Raw genomic sequence first — 14,998 nt, 5'->3', positions numbered from 1 at the left:
TTATTCGGGGATATCCGCCATTGCGCCGAGCGGTAGGGAACGGGCCAACCGGGACAGGCTGGCCGGGCGGGGTCCGGTGAGCGGTCCGGTGAGCGAAGCCGGGTGAACGAAGTCCGGCGTATGGTCGCGACCCCGGCGTGAGAACCGCTACCGAGGGTCGAGGGGCGGGCCGGCGGCCGGGTCGACGTCCGCCTGCGCGCGCAGCCAGGCCAGCGCGGCCAGCACCCGGCGGTTGTCGTCTGCCGCGACCGGGAGGCTCAGCTTCGCCAGCACGCTCGCGACGTGGTTCTCCACGGTCTTCGGCGCCAGGTGCAGCGCGGCGCCGATGCCCTGGTTCGACCGTCCCTCGGCCATGTGACGCAGTACGGTCCGCTCCCGGTCCGTCAGCCGGGCCAGCGCGCTCGCCCGGCGGCGGTGCGCGAGCAGCGGGGCGACGATCTCCTCGTCCACCACCAGCCGGCCCGACGCGACCCGGTGCAAAGCGTCCAGCAGCGTGTCGACGTCGTCGACTCGGTCCTTGAGCAGGTAGCCCACCCCACCGGAGCCGTCGCCGAGCAGCCGCACGGCATGTGGCGTCTCGGCGTATGTCGACAGCACGACCACGCCGATCCTCGGGTAGGTCGCGCACAGTCTCTCGGCGGCCCGCACGCCCTCATCGGTGAAGGTCGGCGGCATCCGGATATCGAGGATCACCGCGTCCGGGGGGTCGGCGTCGACGGCGGCCAGCAGCTCCTCGGCGGTCCCCGCCGCGACCGTCACCTCGATGCCGGTGTGGCGCAGAAGGAGGACCAGGCCCTCCCGGAACAGGGCCGAGTCATCGGCGACGGCTACCCGCATGAGAACCCCGCGCTCGGCATCGGGCCGGCCGGCGGTCCGGGAGGGAGCGGCTGGTGGCCGAACGAGTGCGCCTGCGACGACCCTTGGGGCAGCACTGAAGGCACCTTCCGTGGTTGGTCTGTCGCTCAGGGACCTCGCTCCGGCGGACACCAGCTGGCCCGCCGGAGAGGAACAGGGAGGAGAAAGAGGAAAAGAGGAAGCCCGCTCCCGCGGATCTCCGGAGTGCGGCGTGAGGCTCAGGCGATCGGGATGGCCGCGGTGAGCGTCGTGCCCCTGCCCGGCGGGCTGTTGATGGTCAGGCGACCGCCCAGCGTGCGGAGGCGGTCGGTGAGCCCGGCGAGGCCCCCGTCGGGGGTGGTCCGCGCGCCACCCTGGCCGTTGTCGGTGACCGTGAGGACGACGGCTCGGGGGGTGCGGGTGACGGTGACCGTGGCGGCGGTGGCCCGGGCGTGCTTGACGGCGTTGGTGAGGGCCTCGCAGACCGTGTAGTAGGCGCTCGCCTCGACCGCGGGGGCAAGACGTTCGTGGGGAGCGGTGACGGTGACCGCGAGGGGGAGGGAGTCCGCGACGGCCTCGAGCGCGGGGACCAGGCCACCGCCGGAGAGAAGAGCGGGGTAGAGACCGCGGGCCAGGGCGCGCAGCTCGGCGAGGGCGGCGGCGAGGTCGCCGCGGGCGGCGTCCAGGGCGGCGAGGGTGTCGGGTTCGGTGGCGGTGTGGCGGGCGACGCCGAGACGAGTGCCCAGAGCGAGCAGCCGTTGCTGGGCGCCGTCGTGGAGATCGCGTTCGAGCTGGCGCCGGGCTTCGTGGGCGGCCGCGTTGGCCCGGGCGGAGGAGGCGAGGACCTCTTCGAGGCGGGCGTCGGCCGTCGCCTTGAGGCGGACGTTCTCCAGCGCGACCGCGAGCGCCCTCACCGTCACGTGGACGGAGTCCCAGGGACCTCCCTGCGCGCCCTTCAGCACGACGACGGCCAACGGGCCGCCGTCACGGTCACGCAGCGGCACCCGCACGATGCCGTTGGCGGGTGCCGGGGGCTCGGCCGGCGCGCCGTTCGCGCCGATGTAGCGCTTGTCGTCCTCGACCCACAGGTAGATCTCGCCCGTCGGGTCGCGCAGCGCCGTCCGCAGCACGTTCCTGACGTCCGCCAGCGATGGCGGCACCGGCAGCGACGCGAGCAGCAGCGCGGTTCGCTCCCGTGCCAGCCGGCAACGCAGCGCCGCGGCGGCGAACGACCCGGGGATCGCGAGTACGGCCAGGACCATCGGCAGGTACACCTGGTCCTGCGCCGCCGTCCTGACCAGAGTGGTGATGAGACAGGCCGTCGCCACCACGAGGGCCACCGGGGCCATGACACGACATTCGAATCTGCTTGCGTATCTGCTTGCGGGCCTGAGCCTCTCGCGTGACAGCGAGACCAACGACCACGCCATGTCAGCACACCCCGCGATGCTGATAAGCCATGTCATAAGCCTGGCACGGTCCGTCACAATCTCCGCACCGGGATGGGGGCAACCACCTAACTGGCGGCCCRGATCCGCCCGTTGGTGGTCCTGTGCCGCCCGACAGGTGGACTTGGGCGAGGCTGCCGGGGCGGGAGTTGGATCGGTGGGCCCCTCCCGCCGGTCCCGCGGATGGCCCCCGGTACATCCTGAGCTTCGCTAACGAGTACCGTCGGACGATGGAGACCGTGGCGATGCCCGAACTCGCGTCGGCGTTGCGCCTGTCCGTCATGCGGCTGTCCCGGCGGATGCGCCAGGAGCGTTCCAGCAGCCTCTCCCCGACGCAGATCGCGGCGCTCGCGACGCTTGAGCGCCACGGCCCGATGACGCTTGGCGAGATCGCCGCGCACGAGCGGGTGCAGCCGCCGTCGATGACCAGGGTCATCACCTACCTCGCGGATGCCGGCCTGGCCGTGCGGTCCGCGCATCCCACCGACGGCCGGCAGGTCATCGCCGAGATCACCGCGGCTGGCCATGCCCTGCTCGAGTCCGAACGGCGCCGCCGCGACGAGTGGCTCGCCGAGCGCCTGACCCATCTGTCCGACGACGACATCGCCGCACTGCGCCGCGCCGCGCCCATCCTCGAGAATCTTGCCGGCTCCTGACTCCGCTGGCGCCCTCGCCGCCGCCCTGGTGGGAGCGTGGGCGGACGGACGCGCGGGGCCGTCACAGCTCGACCCAGCCGCCGTCGTCCCGGGAACGGCGGGCGGCCTCCCGCAGCCTGGTGACCGTGAGCAGGTCGTGCACGGTGGCGCCGCGGACCATCGCGGGGTCGCCCAGCTCGACGGCGCGCACCAGCTCGTAGGCCGCCTCGACCAGGCCGGGGCGCTCGGAGACCGGCTCGGGCGTCCAGACGGTGCGCACCCCGGTGTGGTCGGCCAGGCGGACCCGGCGGCCCTCGACGACGATCCGTCCCTGCTCGCCACACAGCGTGAACGTCGCCTCGGCGAGCTTCCCGCCCATCCGCTCGTGTACCAGGACCGTCGCGCCACTGGTGGTCAGGAGCGCCAGGGTGACCGGGGCGGCCGCCGTGAGCCGGCGCGCCGGCATGCCCTCCGGGTCGGCACACACGGCCAGCACGTCGCCGCACCAGCGGCCGGTGAGGTCGAGGATCTCCGCCCGGCCCAGCGGCCCGGACGGCGCTCCCACGACCGTCATCTGGGTGAGGCGGCCGAGCGTGGGCACGGACGCCTGCACGTGGCGGGCCGCCGGCCACGCCCGGTCGTCGAAGGCGACGACGTGCGCGAGGTCCGCGTCCTCGGCCACGTCGGCCACGGCGCGCAGCGCGGCCGGGTCGCCCGTCGCCGCCCGCACCATCAACACGTGCAGGCCCGCCTCGGCCGCTCGCCGGGCGATCAGATCCGACCCCGGCGGCGCCAGCTCGATGCACACGGCCTCGATCTCGTCCGACAGCAGCGCGGCCAGGTCGCTGTACGCCCTTGGCGCCTCGGCGTCGGCCGCCCAGGCCAGCGACTCCAACGGCTCGGGCGCGAGCAGGCCGACCACGTCCAGACCGGCCTCCCGCAGCACCGACGCGGTCGCGCGCTCCGAACCGTCGGTGACCAGCGCGGCGACGACCGGCGTCCGCCCGGAGCCCGCCAGGCGCCTGGCCGTGCGCCGTCGCTCCCGCCAGGCACGGGCGACCACGGGGTCGCGCGGGCCGACAAGCTCAGGCACGGTGGTCATGGCTAGAGATAGTGCCTCTGCCGGGTGCCCGCGCGAAGCCCGCTCGGACCGAGTCACGCCGGCGAATCCTGAGCTGGCCGAGGCGCCCCGCGCCGCCGCCGGTCCGTCCGTGAGCAAGGGGGACGTGATGCCCGCCGAACCGCCCGCGTCCGGGCGAGGCCTCGCCACGGGAGCGCGGCCTTCGACCGCGGTCTCCGGGGAGCACCCGACCGGGGCGAGGCTGTTCGTGGCCGCGACACCGCCGGCCGAGGTGATCGACGCTCTGGTCGCGGCGGTCGGTCGGGCTCGGCCGGTGGCACCGGCACTGCGCTGGGTCGACGTGGAGCGGATCCACCTGACCCTGGCGTTCCTCGGCACGGTCGATGACGGGCTGCGCGAGGGCCTGTCCGATCGGCTCGGCCGCGTCGCGCGTCGCCACCCTCCGGTCGACGTGCGGCTGGCGGGGGTGGGCCGGTTCGGGGATCGGGTCCTGTGGGCGGGCGTGGCCGGCGAGCTGGCTCCCCTGGCCGCCGGGGCGCGGCGGGCGGCGGCGAAGGCCGGGGTGGCCGGCCTCGACGATCGGCCGCTGCGCGCGCACCTGACGTTGGCGCGGGCGCGCGACGATCGGCGATCAAGGCGGCAGGATGGCCCCGGTCACGCCGGCTCCGGGCGGGGGCGGGAGGTGAGCGGCACCGACCTGCGACCGGTGCTGGCGGCACTCGGCGAGCTGCCGGCCCTGGCCTGGACGGTCGACCGGTTCGATCTCATGAGGAGCGTGCTGGGCCGGCATCCGTACTACACCGTCGAGTCGACGTGGCCTCTGGAGGGGGCCCGATCCGGCGATGCCGATGATCTTTGATCTCACTTTGTTCAGTCAAGTTGTAGAAAAGTGAATCACGACACGCCGCGAAAGCGTTGGCGAGCACGCTACACGTGTGTTTCCGTTGCTTTCGTGCTGAAGCCGGCCTATCTGGTCACCCGGGGCTACATCGACCTGCTCCGGGTCGCCTCCGCGGCCTGTCCGGTCCGCTGAAGACCCCGCCGCCCTAGCCGCCAGCCACTCTTCGTTCACCCGCCTCGCCGGTTTCCGGCGTCGCGGCTGAACCGCCTCACGCCGCCAGACCCGGCCGCGAACCGCCCCCTCTGCCACGGCCGTCGACAACGGCCGGGGGCGGGCACGAGGCGGCAATCCCCGGCCGGCGCGCCCCCCACTTTCGAGCAGAACCCGTCGGCGGAACCTGCCACGCCGCCGCTCGTCCCGCGCCGCATCCGCCTGAGGAGATCCGCATGTCGCCGCAGCCCGCCGCCGCTCCCGCCCCACAGACCTCGCCGCGCGTGCCCGCGCTCGCGTCCATCCATACGGTCCGGCGCCCGGCGGGGCCGCCGGTCGACTCCACCGGTTCGGGGGCGCGCGCCCGTGCCGGTGTGCCGGCCAGCGCCGCCGAGCGTTTTGATCTTCACCAGCTGAACCGCGGCTCCGCGGCCCTGCGGGCACTGGCCGGGGCGGGAGCGGTCGCGCCGGGAGCCAGCGGCGTCTCGTCCGGGCCGGCCGGGGCGCCGCGCGGGCACCGTGGGCTGCTGGTCGACCGGTCCGCCTGGGCCGCCTGGCTCGACGGCGAGCTGCTCGACCTGACCTACCTCGAGTTCGAGGTGCTCGACTTCCTGGTCCGCCACCCCGGCCGCGTGTACTCCAGGGCGGCGCTGCTGCGCCACGTCTGGGGACACCACGTCGAGGACGACCCCGGTCAGGCCGGCCGCACCGTCGACGTGCTGGTGACCCGGCTGCGCCGCAAGCTGGGGCCCGAGCACCGGATCCGGATCGAGACCGTCCGCCGCGTCGGCTATCGCTACCGTCCCGCCACGGCCGACCTGCTCGGCTGACGGCGCGGGCTGGGCCGGCCGGCGCTGGCGACGCCGCGTCGGCCGCGTCGGCCACGGCGGCGTGATCCTGGTCCAAATCACCCCGGGTTCTGGCTGCGTGGCGACTCTCGGAACTGTTGGGTAGAGGTGTGAAACCGTCGACCGAGTTCGTGGCTGGCGCGGTACGGGAACCACGGCCGGTGGTGCTGGCCCGCCGTGAGCCGACCGCCGCGCCCACCATCGATCCGGAGACGCTTCGGCGGGTCTTCCGCCGGCACGCCGCCGGCGTCGCGGTCGTCACCCTGACCGGCCCGGCCGGCCCGGTCGGGTTCACCGCGACGTCGGTCGCGTCGCTGTCGGCCACGCCGCCACTGCTGTCGTTGTCGCTGTCGAGCACGTCGTCGTCCGCGCCCGCGATGCTGACCGCCGAGACGCTGGTGGTGCACCTGCTCTCATCCGATCACGAGGAGATCGCCCGGCGGTTCGCGACGAGCGGCGTCGACCGGTTCGCGCCGCCGGTCCGCTGGCGCGTCCTGCCGACCGGTGAGCCGGTGCTGTCCGATGTCGCCGTCTGGCTGCGGGCGAGGATCGAGCATCGGATCGCCGCCGGCGAGAGCTATCTCGTCGTCGCCGAGGTGGTGGACAGCCAGCTCGACCGGGCGGACGAGCCGCTTCTGTACCACGACGGCCGCTACGGCACGATCTCCGACATGCCCGCGCCGGACGCGACGCCAGGACCGGAGCCGGCCCCCGAGGGCTAGCTGGCGGCTCGGACGGCCCGCGAAGCGGTCGGGCGGCCAGGCGCCGGCGCGCGGTCCGGCGCCGGATGTGGTCAGGCCTCGGAGTGCGGCGTGGCCTGGCCGGCGCGGCGGAGGCGGTTGCGGCGGCGGATGACGATGACCAGCCCGAGCAGGCCGAGGCCGAGGCCGCAGGCCGCCGTGGCGAGCCACCACAGGTGTCCGTCGGCCCGTAGGTCGTCGGTGAAGGGCAGCATGATGACCAGAGCGACCAGCCAGGCCACCGTGCCGACGGCGACCGAGCCGACCCCGTCGTAGGGCAGGGGAGCGAGCCCGCCAGCGCCGTCGTCCGGCCGGGGCTCGAGGCCCTCCGGCCGCGAGGGCGCCTCCGACGGGCCATCCGGCTCCCGACCCGCCGCGCCGGCACCCTGGCTCGTCGTAGCATGCGCCTCCACGTCGGCGACGTTACCCGGCGGCGCGGCCGGCGGCCGCCCTGGTGGCGCGCGGGCTCCAGGTACTGGCCGCGCGGGCAGGCGCGAGGTCAGGTGTCCGCGGCGCGTGCGACGGGGGCCGGCCCGCCGGACGGTGTGAGCCAGGCGCCGAAGGAACGGTGGGTCACCGACTCCAGCAGGTGTATGTCCTCCTGGAACAGCTCCAGGGCCCGCGCGCGTAGCTCGGGCGGCGGGCGGTCGTCCGACTGGCCAGGCTCGACGGCCGGCCCGGCTCCCGCTCCGGCTCCCACTCCCGCGCCGGTTCCGGTGGCGAGCTCGGGACGCGGATCGCCGGCCGCGCCCTTGCGGACGCCGAGGAAGCCGCAGGCCCGGTCGAAGACGGCGGCCGGCCCGGCGACCAGGTCCGGATAATGCACGAGCAGCACCTGGCCGGGGCTGTACAGGGTGTACAGCTTTCGCAGTTGGCAGCCGTAGCGGCCCAGCTCCGCGTAGCGCCATGCCCAGCCGTAGCCGGCCCTGGCGCGTTCCGGCTCAGCGAGCAGCGCCGCGACGAAGTCGGCCAGCGGCTCGGCCCCAGCGGCCCGCGCGCGCCGCCAGGCGGCGTATGCCCGGTCGATCGGGTCGCGCAGCGCGACCAGCAGCCGAGGATAGGCCATGCACTCGTGCAGCCGCCGCTGCGCCGTGAAATCCGCGAGCAGGTACGGCGCCACGACGCCGTGGCGGCTCCCCGCGGGTACCGCCGGCCCGTCCTCGACGCCGGCGGCCCCGCCGATCTCCCACATGTCATCGGCGGGTGGTCCCACCGGCCCGGCGGGCGTCCAATGCTGGTTCGTGGGCGCCGCGGCCGCCGTCGCCTGCCGCGGAGCGGTCAGCAGCAGGCCCGGATGGCGAGCGAGCGTGGCGACGAGCCGCGTTCCGCCCGTCTCGGGCGGGGCGGCTACGACGAAGTCCGGCCGCGTCATTCTCACCCCCCGGCCCGTTCCTGACACATGATCGTAGCCCCGCCGATGGCGCCCCTTATTCTCCACCAGAAAGATAGACAATGGCGTCGAAGGCCCGGATCGCCGCGCTCGCCGGCGATGGCGGCGCGGTGTCGCGCGGCGCCCGCGCACCGGTCGGGCCGGTCGGGCCGGTCGGGCCGGTCGGGCCGGTCGAGATCGGGATCGGGATCGGGGACCGGCTATACCGCGACCTGTACCGCGACCCGTGACTACACCACCGCCCGGTCGGGCGCGGAGGCCGGCGCGGGCGCGTCGAGCGGTGGGAGGCCGAGGTGGTCGCGCAGGGTCGTGCCCTCATAGTCGGTCCGGTAGACGCCTCGCTCCTGCAGCAGCGGCACGACCGTGTCCACGAGCGGGTCCAGCCCGCCCGGGGTGACATGCGGGACGAGGATGAAACCGTCGGACGCGTCCGCCTGGACCAGGTCGTTGATCGCCCTCGCCACGGTCGCCGGTGAGCCGACGAACGTCTGCCGGCCGGTCACCTCGATGATCAGCTCACGGCTGGTGAGGTTCTTGGCCTCCGCGAGCGCCCGCCACTGGTTGGCGATGGCGACCGGGTCGCGGAACATCCGCACGCTCGCCCGGCCGCGCGCGACGGTGTTCTCGCCGACGACGGGGTCGGCCGTGGGCAGGGGGCCGTCCGGGTCGTGGCTGGACAGGTCGCGGTTCCACAGCTGCTCGAGGAACTTGATGGCCGTCTGACCGCTGACCTGGCTGAGCCGGACCTCGTGGGCCAGCTCGGCCGCCTCGGCGTCGGTGTCGCCCAGCACGAAGGTCGCCGCGGGCAGCACCAGCAGCGAGTCGCGCGCGCGTCCATAGCGGGCGAGGCGTCCCTTCACGTCGGCGTAGAACGCCTGCCCCGCCTCGAGGGTGGCGTGACCGGTGAAGATCGCGTCGGCGCTGGCGGCGGCGAACTCGCGACCCTCCTCGGAGTCACCGGCCTGGAAGATGACCGGGCGTCCCTGCGGTCCGCGCGGCACGTTGAAGTGGCCGGAGATGTCGAAGTACGCGTCCTCGTGGCGGAACGCGCCTGGCAGCGGCCGGCTCAGGAACCGCCCCGCCTCCCGGTCGGCGACGATCTCGTCGCCCGTCCAGGAGTCGAACAGCTCGAGCGCCGTCGTCAGGAACGCCTTCGCCCGGGCGTAGCGCTCCTCCTGCGGTAGGTAGCCGCCCCGGCGGAAGTTCTCGCCGGTGAACGCGTCCCAGGAGGTGACGACGTTCCAGGCCGTGCGGCCGCCGGAGAGGTGATCCAGGCTGGCGAACTGCCGGGCGACCTCGTAGGGCTCGTTGAAGGTCGAGTTGATCGTGCCGGTCAGGCCGATGCGCTCGGTGACGGCGGCGAGCGCGGCCAGCACGGTGAACGTGTCCGGCCGGCCGACGACGTCAAGGTCGTAGATCAGCCCGTTCTGCTCGCGCAGCCGCAGCCCCTCGGCCAGGAAGAAGAAGTCGAACTTGCCGCGCTCGGCGGTCTGCGCGAAGTGGCGGAACGAGGCGAAATCGATGTGGCTGCCGGCAGCCGGGTCACTCCACACGGTGGTGTTGTTCACGCCGGGAAAGTGGGCCGCCAGGTGGACCTGCTTGATCGGCTTGCTCATCGTGGGCCTCTCTCGGTGACTTGCCTTCTCGACGTCAACGATCGGAATGAGGGGTATTTAGTCCACGGAACGCCGCGCGCCTGACAGTCAGGATCGCCCAGTCGGGCCGCTCCGTCGCGGATTCCGCCGGAACGGCGCCGCGCCGGGTGCGTTCCGTGGCCAGGTCGGAGCATCCACGTCGAGGGCGGGCTCCGTCACGAACTGGGCGGGGCGCTCCACAGAGGGGCGATCGCCTCGTCGTCGAGGTCGTCCTCGGCGTCGCGGAAGGCCGTGCCGTCGGGGTCGCGCAGGGCGGCCGCCAGGGCGTGCCGGCGGTGCCAGGTGCCGGCCCGCCAGGCGAGCGCGCGGGCGAGCGCGTCGGTGCCGGCCTCGGCGTCGACATGGATCTCGCCGCCGATGCCGCCGACCACCCGCCAGGGCGTGTGCGTCGGTCGACCGGCGAGGTCGGCGACCACCAGCCGGGCGTGCTCGACGTATGGCGTGCCGTCCGGGGCCTGCCGCTCGGCCGTGTTGTAGGGGCCATCGAGCACCGGGCAGTCCGCGGACGCCGACGCGAGCGGCACCCCGAGCACGCGGCCGATCTCGGCCGCCCGGTCGAGTGGCACCCGCAGCGGTTCAGCGTCACCGAGCAGCGTGAGCAGGTCCGGGGCGTCCAGGACGACGGCGTCGCGGGCGGGGACGACGCCCCGCGGGGTGCGTACCGTCAGCGGCGGGTCCAGCCGGCCGTCGGCGAGCCCACCGCCCGGCTCCCCGTCCGGGCCGGCGGCGAGCCGGGTCACGGCGGTCACCGCGGCGACGTAGAGCGCCCTCGCGGACGGCCACGGAACGTCCCGGTCGACGTCGCCGAGCCGGTCGAGCAGGTCGAGCACACCGGCGACGTCGCCGAGGACGTCGCTCAGGGTCAGGCGGCAGCCGAGCGCGCGCAGCAGCTCGGCGTCCACTCCGGGCAGCGGGGCCGCCGGGGCGAACAGCCCCGCGAGCAGCGGATCGGCGCCGGGCAACCGCAGCTCCGCCGGTGGCAGCCGGACCGTGCCGCCGCGGCCGCCGTCAAAGCCGAAGCCCTCCCGGGCATACCGGTGCCGGTCGTCGTAGTCGTCCTCGCCAGCGCCGCTGCCGCTGCCGGCGTCGGCCGCCGCGTCGATGTCCCGCGGGCTCGCGACCGGCAGCAGCGCGTGCCGGGCGAGCCACCAACGGGTGTATGACGGCTCGTCGTCGAGCACGACGCCGCGCAGCGGCGGCTGGGCGAGCTCGGCGAGCGCCTCCGGCCAGGCGGCCGGATCCACCAGCTCCAGGTCGCGCACCGCGGCGAAGCTGGAGAGCACCACCGGAACGCCGCGGCCGCCCGCGCGGGCCGCCGCGGCCCGCGCCGGCGCGAGCGCCGGCGACTCGACAGCCTCCTCGACCCAGGTGTCGCTGTCGTCGAGGTCGAGCAGCACGGGCTCGTCCGGGTCGAGCGTCACGTCGCTCGCGTAGAGGACGCCGAACGTGCGCAGCACGCCGACGGCCTCCAGCACGCCCGTCGACCAGGCGTCGGCGATCTCCGGAGCCAGGATGCCGAAAGGCGTGTCACCCGCGACCAGGCGGTCCAGCGGACCGTTCGCGATCAGCAGTTCGGCGGACGGGACGAACTCTCCCTCGGTGTCCGGCAGGAGCAGCTCACCGAGCCAGTCGAGCCCGGCGGCCGTCTCCGCCGGGGTCAGGTCCGCGTCGCGGACCAGCGCCAGCACGGCCGCGGCCAGCGCCAGCAGCTCCTCCGGGTCGTCGTCGGGGTCGGAGTCGACGACCGCCTCGTGCACCGCCGGGTCGCGCAGTACGCCGGCCGGCGTGCCCTCCACCGCCCCGAGGGTGCGCAGCGCGTCCCTGGCCGTGCCGAGGCAGGCGTCCGGATGCACGACCCGCAGCGGCAGGCCGGAGGCGGCGAGCGCCAGCACGTCCAGCCCCTCGGTGGGCAGCAGCACCCCGCGCGGCCCGGTGACCATCCGCACCCGCAGGGCCGGCCGCTCGTCCGCGCCGGCCGCCGCGCCGTCGGGATCGTCGTCGCTGTCGCCGTTGGCGACTGTCGCGACCGGCACCGGCAGGGCGCCGAGGGCGTCCCGGTCCGGCGCCGTGATCAGAGCGGCGTACAGCGACGACCACCAGGCCGGGGGCCTGCGCAGGCCCGCGAGCACGTCGACCAGGCCGGCGCTGTCGAGCCGGCGCACGCCGAGCGCGTCCAGTGCGCGCCGCCAGTGCCGGGCGGCGTAGCGCGCCGGGAGCAGCCCCGAGACGGGGTTCTCCCGGGGATCCTCGGCGCCTGCCCCGGAACCCTCGGCTTCGAGGACGGCGCCGGCGTCGAACTCCGAGTCGGCCAGGTCCTCGCTGGAGGCGACGCCACGGTCGGACACGTCGGCCCCGCCGGTGGCGGGGGAGAGCAGGGCGGTCACGGCGTCGGTGGCCGGGCCGAGGTCGCAGACGACGCATTCCCGGCCGAGTCGGCCGCCTGGCATCATTCCGACCTCGGGCAGCATCCGGGCCACGGCGTCGCGCAGCCGGCCGTCCACGGGACCGGCGGGCAGCCCGGACGGCACCAGCTCCAGCGCCGCCAGCGGGTCCGGCGGGATCACGACCTGCTCGATCGCCGATTTCCCAGATGGGCTTCGCCCGTCCGGCAGGGACCCTGCCGTCGATCGAGCAGGAACCTCTGGGTCGGCGCTGATCGGCGCGGGACCGTGCCTGTCGTCAGTGGTCGGGCTCGACGCCGCGAACATGGCGAACAGGTCCTCGCCGCGGCCTTCGCCGCCGCCGCCCGGCGCGGGCGTGCCGTCGGGCGCCGCGTCGGCGTCGGCGCCTCCCAGGTGGACGGCGAGGGCGACGACCGCCTCGGCGAGGCGGTCGGTCAGCCAGTCGCGCAGGGGCCCCGCGACCGTGTGCCGGCGGGAGGGCTCCAGCGGCAGCTCGACACTGGCCAGTACCGGCAGCGACAGGGGCTCGTCGGTCGGCTGCGGCGCGCGGACCACCTTCGGGACGGCCGCCGGCCAGCCGCGGTCGCGCACCATCGCGCGAGCCGCGTAGCCGGTCCTCGCCCGCTCCTCGACGGGCCTGTCCGCGAGCAGCGCCGGCGGGATCGTGCCCCGGCGCACGCAGCCGCGCCAGCGTTCCCCGTCGAGCAGCGCGATCTCCAGCGCGGCGTCCAGCGGCATGTCCGCGGGGTCGGCCGGGTCGCCGTGGTGGGCGTCGGCGATCGCCGCCGGCGCCTCGCCGACCGACTCGTCGCCCGCGGTGTACTCCCAGTGGCAGGTGTGCGTCTGGATGTCGCCGTCCAGGTCGAGGACGGCCTCGACCAGGCCGGGCAGGACCAGCAGGAGCGTGGGGTCGAAGGCGGCCAGCAGCTCGCGGGCGGTCGCGGCGGCCTCGGCGTCGCGTAGCGGGAGCCGGACGACGGTGTCGTAGCCATCCGGCGGCGGCCGTTCGTCCACCGCGGCGAACGGCAGCCGCAGTATGGGTGCCGCGCCGTCGCGGCGGGCGAGCTCGGCGCGCAGCCCGGCGGCGCCGATCTGGTGGACGGCGGCGACCGTCCAATCCTTGGACCAGCGCACGCCGCGCGCGGACGCCGGCGATACCCCCTCGGACGGGCCTTCCGCCGGGCCTCCCGGAGCCTCGTCACCACTCCCGGCCGCGGCCGGGTTCCGCGAGACGATCGACGGCTCGTCGCTGACCGCGAGCACGGAGGCGAACCCGGCGCCGAACCGGCCGATGGCGCCAGTGTCCCGTTTGGCCGAGGCGCGCAGCGTGCTGAGCGCCTCCACGCCGGCGGCGGTCAGCGGCGCGCCGGTGTTCGCGACCTCCAGGTGGTCGCCCGTGAGCCGGATCAGCACCCGGCCCGCGACCCCGGCGACCGCGGCCGCGTCCACCGCGTTCTGCAGCAGTTCGACGACGAGGCGGTCGCGGTAGGCGCCCAGCGCCGCGTCCTCCTCGGCGTTGGCGTCCTCCCGGAAGCGGGCCGGCGACGCCGCCCAGGCGTCGAGCACCCGCCCCCGGACGGCCGCCGTCCCGAACGGGTCACCGGCCTCCCGACCCGGCGGAGCCGAGCTGGGAGGAACGCCGGGGTTCGCCGGCTGGGCGGCCGGCCCAGCCGCCGCGGCGGAGCCAACCGCCGACTCGTCGGCCGCGTCCAGATGCGTCGCTTCCACTTCTCTATCTTCGCCACTGCCCGGAGCAGGGCTGACATTGGTTCGGCTCCGTCCGGGCGTTCCGCTGGAACGTCACCGATCCAAGCCAGGTAAGTGGACCGGAGCGCCGTCCGCACGGAGTGGGTCAGAATCGGAGTATGGGACGAGCAGGCGGCCGGCCGGACGATCCTCGGCTGACGGAGGCCTTCACCCGGCAGTGGGATCTGATCGTGGCCGGCGTCGATGCGTTGGATGACGCGCGTTTCGCCGCCTCCAGCGCGCTGCCCGGCTGGACGACAGCCGACCTGGTGGCGCACTGCGCCCGATCCGGCGGGGCGCTGGCGCGCGCGCTCATCGACACGTCACCCACCCCGGCGGCCGGCGCCGGTGCTGGCCGAGGGGAGGCCCGCGCGAGCGACGCCAGCGTGGCGAACGCCGTCGAGTATCTGGGCGGGGTCGGTGCCCGTGCCGAGGCGATCGCGGACACCGCCCGCTCGGACGCCGCGGGCATGTCCCCGCATGACCTGCGCTCCCTGCTGCGGTCGGCGGTGGCCGCGTCGCGCGGCGCCCTCATGGCCGCGACCGCTGACCAGCCCTCCGGACAGGCGGCCTGGGACCGGGTGGTGACGTCGCCTGGCGGCCCGATCCGGCTGGGCGACTTCGTCGTGACCAGGTGCGTCGAGGGGGTTGTGCACGGCCTGGACCTCGGGCTCACGCCGGATCGAGAAGCGCTGCGTGTCGTGACGCGCACGCTCGTCGATCTGCTCGCCGCTCGGGCGCCCGGCCGGTCGGTCGAGGTCCGGGTGCCGCCGTTCGCCGCCGCGCAGGTGGTCGAGGGCCCCCGGCATACCCGTGGCACCCCGCCGAACGTCGTCGAGGCCGACCCGGTCGCCTTCGTCGCGGTGGCCGCCGGGCGGCTGGACTGGTCGGCGGCGCTGGCCGACGGCCGTGTCACGGCCAGCGGCGAGCGTTCGGACCTGCGTCCCTACCTCCCGCTCTTGTAGTTCGTCTCTGTAGTTCATCTCACTCTTGCGGCGGCGAGTGACGGCCTTCTGGCTGCTGGGCGGCCGGGCCCGTGTGGGAGCTTGGTGGTACTGCTCACGGGTACGTCCCGAGCGAAATGCCCGCTAACTCGGCTGCTGTTAGCGTGAGTGACGGTGGCTGTCGACGGCGAGTCCATGGCGGGACGGTTCGTCAAGATCCCAGT

At 74.8% G+C, this 14,998-nt stretch carries 13 protein-coding genes; 6 read left to right on the top strand and 7 right to left on the bottom strand.

Features of this window, described 5'->3' with window-relative positions:
* Window positions 1–147 precede the first annotated feature (147 nt).
* On the bottom strand, window positions 148–837 hold the full coding sequence (locus BL253_RS30025) for a response regulator transcription factor (protein WP_076820678.1): 690 nt from the start codon (window positions 835–837) through the stop codon (window positions 148–150).
* Between the two features lie 236 nt (window positions 838–1,073).
* Window positions 1,074–2,183: a sensor histidine kinase gene (locus BL253_RS30020; protein WP_076820677.1), complete on the bottom strand. Its 1,110-nt coding sequence runs from the start codon at window positions 2,181–2,183 to the stop codon at window positions 1,074–1,076.
* 329 nt (window positions 2,184–2,512) lie between these two features.
* Between BL253_RS30020 and BL253_RS30015 the strand changes: the two genes are divergently transcribed.
* Window positions 2,513–2,938: a MarR family winged helix-turn-helix transcriptional regulator gene (locus BL253_RS30015; RefSeq protein WP_076820676.1), complete on the top strand. Its 426-nt coding sequence runs from the start codon at window positions 2,513–2,515 to the stop codon at window positions 2,936–2,938.
* Window positions 2,939–2,999: 61 nt separating this feature from the next.
* Here BL253_RS30015 and BL253_RS30010 read toward each other — a convergent pair whose 3' ends face one another.
* Complete coding sequence (locus BL253_RS30010; RefSeq protein ID WP_076820675.1) at window positions 3,000–4,019, bottom strand: Gfo/Idh/MocA family oxidoreductase; 1,020 nt, start codon at window positions 4,017–4,019, stop codon at window positions 3,000–3,002.
* A gap of 127 nt (window positions 4,020–4,146) precedes the next feature.
* On the opposite strand from BL253_RS30010, the gene thpR reads away from it, so the two are divergent.
* The 3 genes from thpR (at window position 4,147) to BL253_RS29995 (ending at window position 6,619) form a co-directional block, all read left to right on the top strand.
* The gene (thpR, locus tag BL253_RS30005; RefSeq protein WP_081438835.1) at window positions 4,147–4,857 is read left to right on the top strand and encodes an RNA 2',3'-cyclic phosphodiesterase; all 711 of its coding nucleotides are present in this window, start codon (window positions 4,147–4,149) and stop codon (window positions 4,855–4,857) included.
* Window positions 4,858–5,285: 428 nt separating this feature from the next.
* Window positions 5,286–5,879 carry a winged helix-turn-helix domain-containing protein gene (locus BL253_RS30000; protein WP_076820674.1) on the top strand — a complete coding sequence of 198 codons (594 nt, stop codon included), beginning with the start codon at window positions 5,286–5,288 and terminating at the stop codon, window positions 5,877–5,879.
* A gap of 128 nt (window positions 5,880–6,007) precedes the next feature.
* Complete coding sequence (locus BL253_RS29995; RefSeq protein WP_420801734.1) at window positions 6,008–6,619, top strand: flavin reductase family protein; 612 nt, start codon at window positions 6,008–6,010, stop codon at window positions 6,617–6,619.
* A gap of 71 nt (window positions 6,620–6,690) precedes the next feature.
* Here the strand turns inward: BL253_RS29995 and BL253_RS44160 are convergent, their stop codons facing one another.
* A complete protein-coding gene (locus BL253_RS44160) occupies window positions 6,691–7,050 on the bottom strand; it encodes a DUF2530 domain-containing protein (RefSeq protein WP_096336119.1) in 360 nt (119 codons plus the stop codon).
* Between the two features lie 86 nt (window positions 7,051–7,136).
* Window positions 7,137–8,015 carry a sulfotransferase gene (locus tag BL253_RS44155; RefSeq protein WP_420801733.1) on the bottom strand — a complete coding sequence of 293 codons (879 nt, stop codon included), beginning with the start codon at window positions 8,013–8,015 and terminating at the stop codon, window positions 7,137–7,139.
* A gap of 74 nt (window positions 8,016–8,089) precedes the next feature.
* On the opposite strand from BL253_RS44155, the gene BL253_RS42535 reads away from it, so the two are divergent.
* Window positions 8,090–8,257, top strand: coding sequence for a hypothetical protein (locus BL253_RS42535; protein ID WP_158230450.1), 168 nt, complete (start codon window positions 8,090–8,092; stop codon window positions 8,255–8,257).
* Here BL253_RS42535 and BL253_RS29980 read toward each other — a convergent pair whose 3' ends face one another.
* Window positions 8,258–9,643, bottom strand: a complete 1,386-nt coding sequence (locus BL253_RS29980) for an NtaA/DmoA family FMN-dependent monooxygenase (RefSeq protein WP_076820672.1) — start codon at window positions 9,641–9,643, stop codon at window positions 8,258–8,260.
* 194 nt (window positions 9,644–9,837) lie between these two features.
* The gene (locus BL253_RS29975) at window positions 9,838–13,812 is read right to left on the bottom strand and encodes a sacsin N-terminal ATP-binding-like domain-containing protein (RefSeq protein WP_076820671.1); all 3,975 of its coding nucleotides are present in this window, start codon (window positions 13,810–13,812) and stop codon (window positions 9,838–9,840) included.
* Between the two features lie 137 nt (window positions 13,813–13,949).
* Between BL253_RS29975 and BL253_RS29970 the strand changes: the two genes are divergently transcribed.
* On the top strand, window positions 13,950–14,795 hold the full coding sequence (locus BL253_RS29970) for a sterol carrier family protein (RefSeq protein WP_076820670.1): 846 nt from the start codon (window positions 13,950–13,952) through the stop codon (window positions 14,793–14,795).
* Window positions 14,796–14,998: the final 203 nt, after the last annotated feature.

The sequence above is a fragment of the Pseudofrankia asymbiotica genome (genome assembly GCF_001983105.1).
Classification (GTDB): domain Bacteria; phylum Actinomycetota; class Actinomycetes; order Frankiales; family Frankiaceae; genus Pseudofrankia; species Pseudofrankia asymbiotica.
Note: the sequence above shows the minus strand (reverse complement) of the source record. Positions and strands in the feature narration are given on the sequence as shown.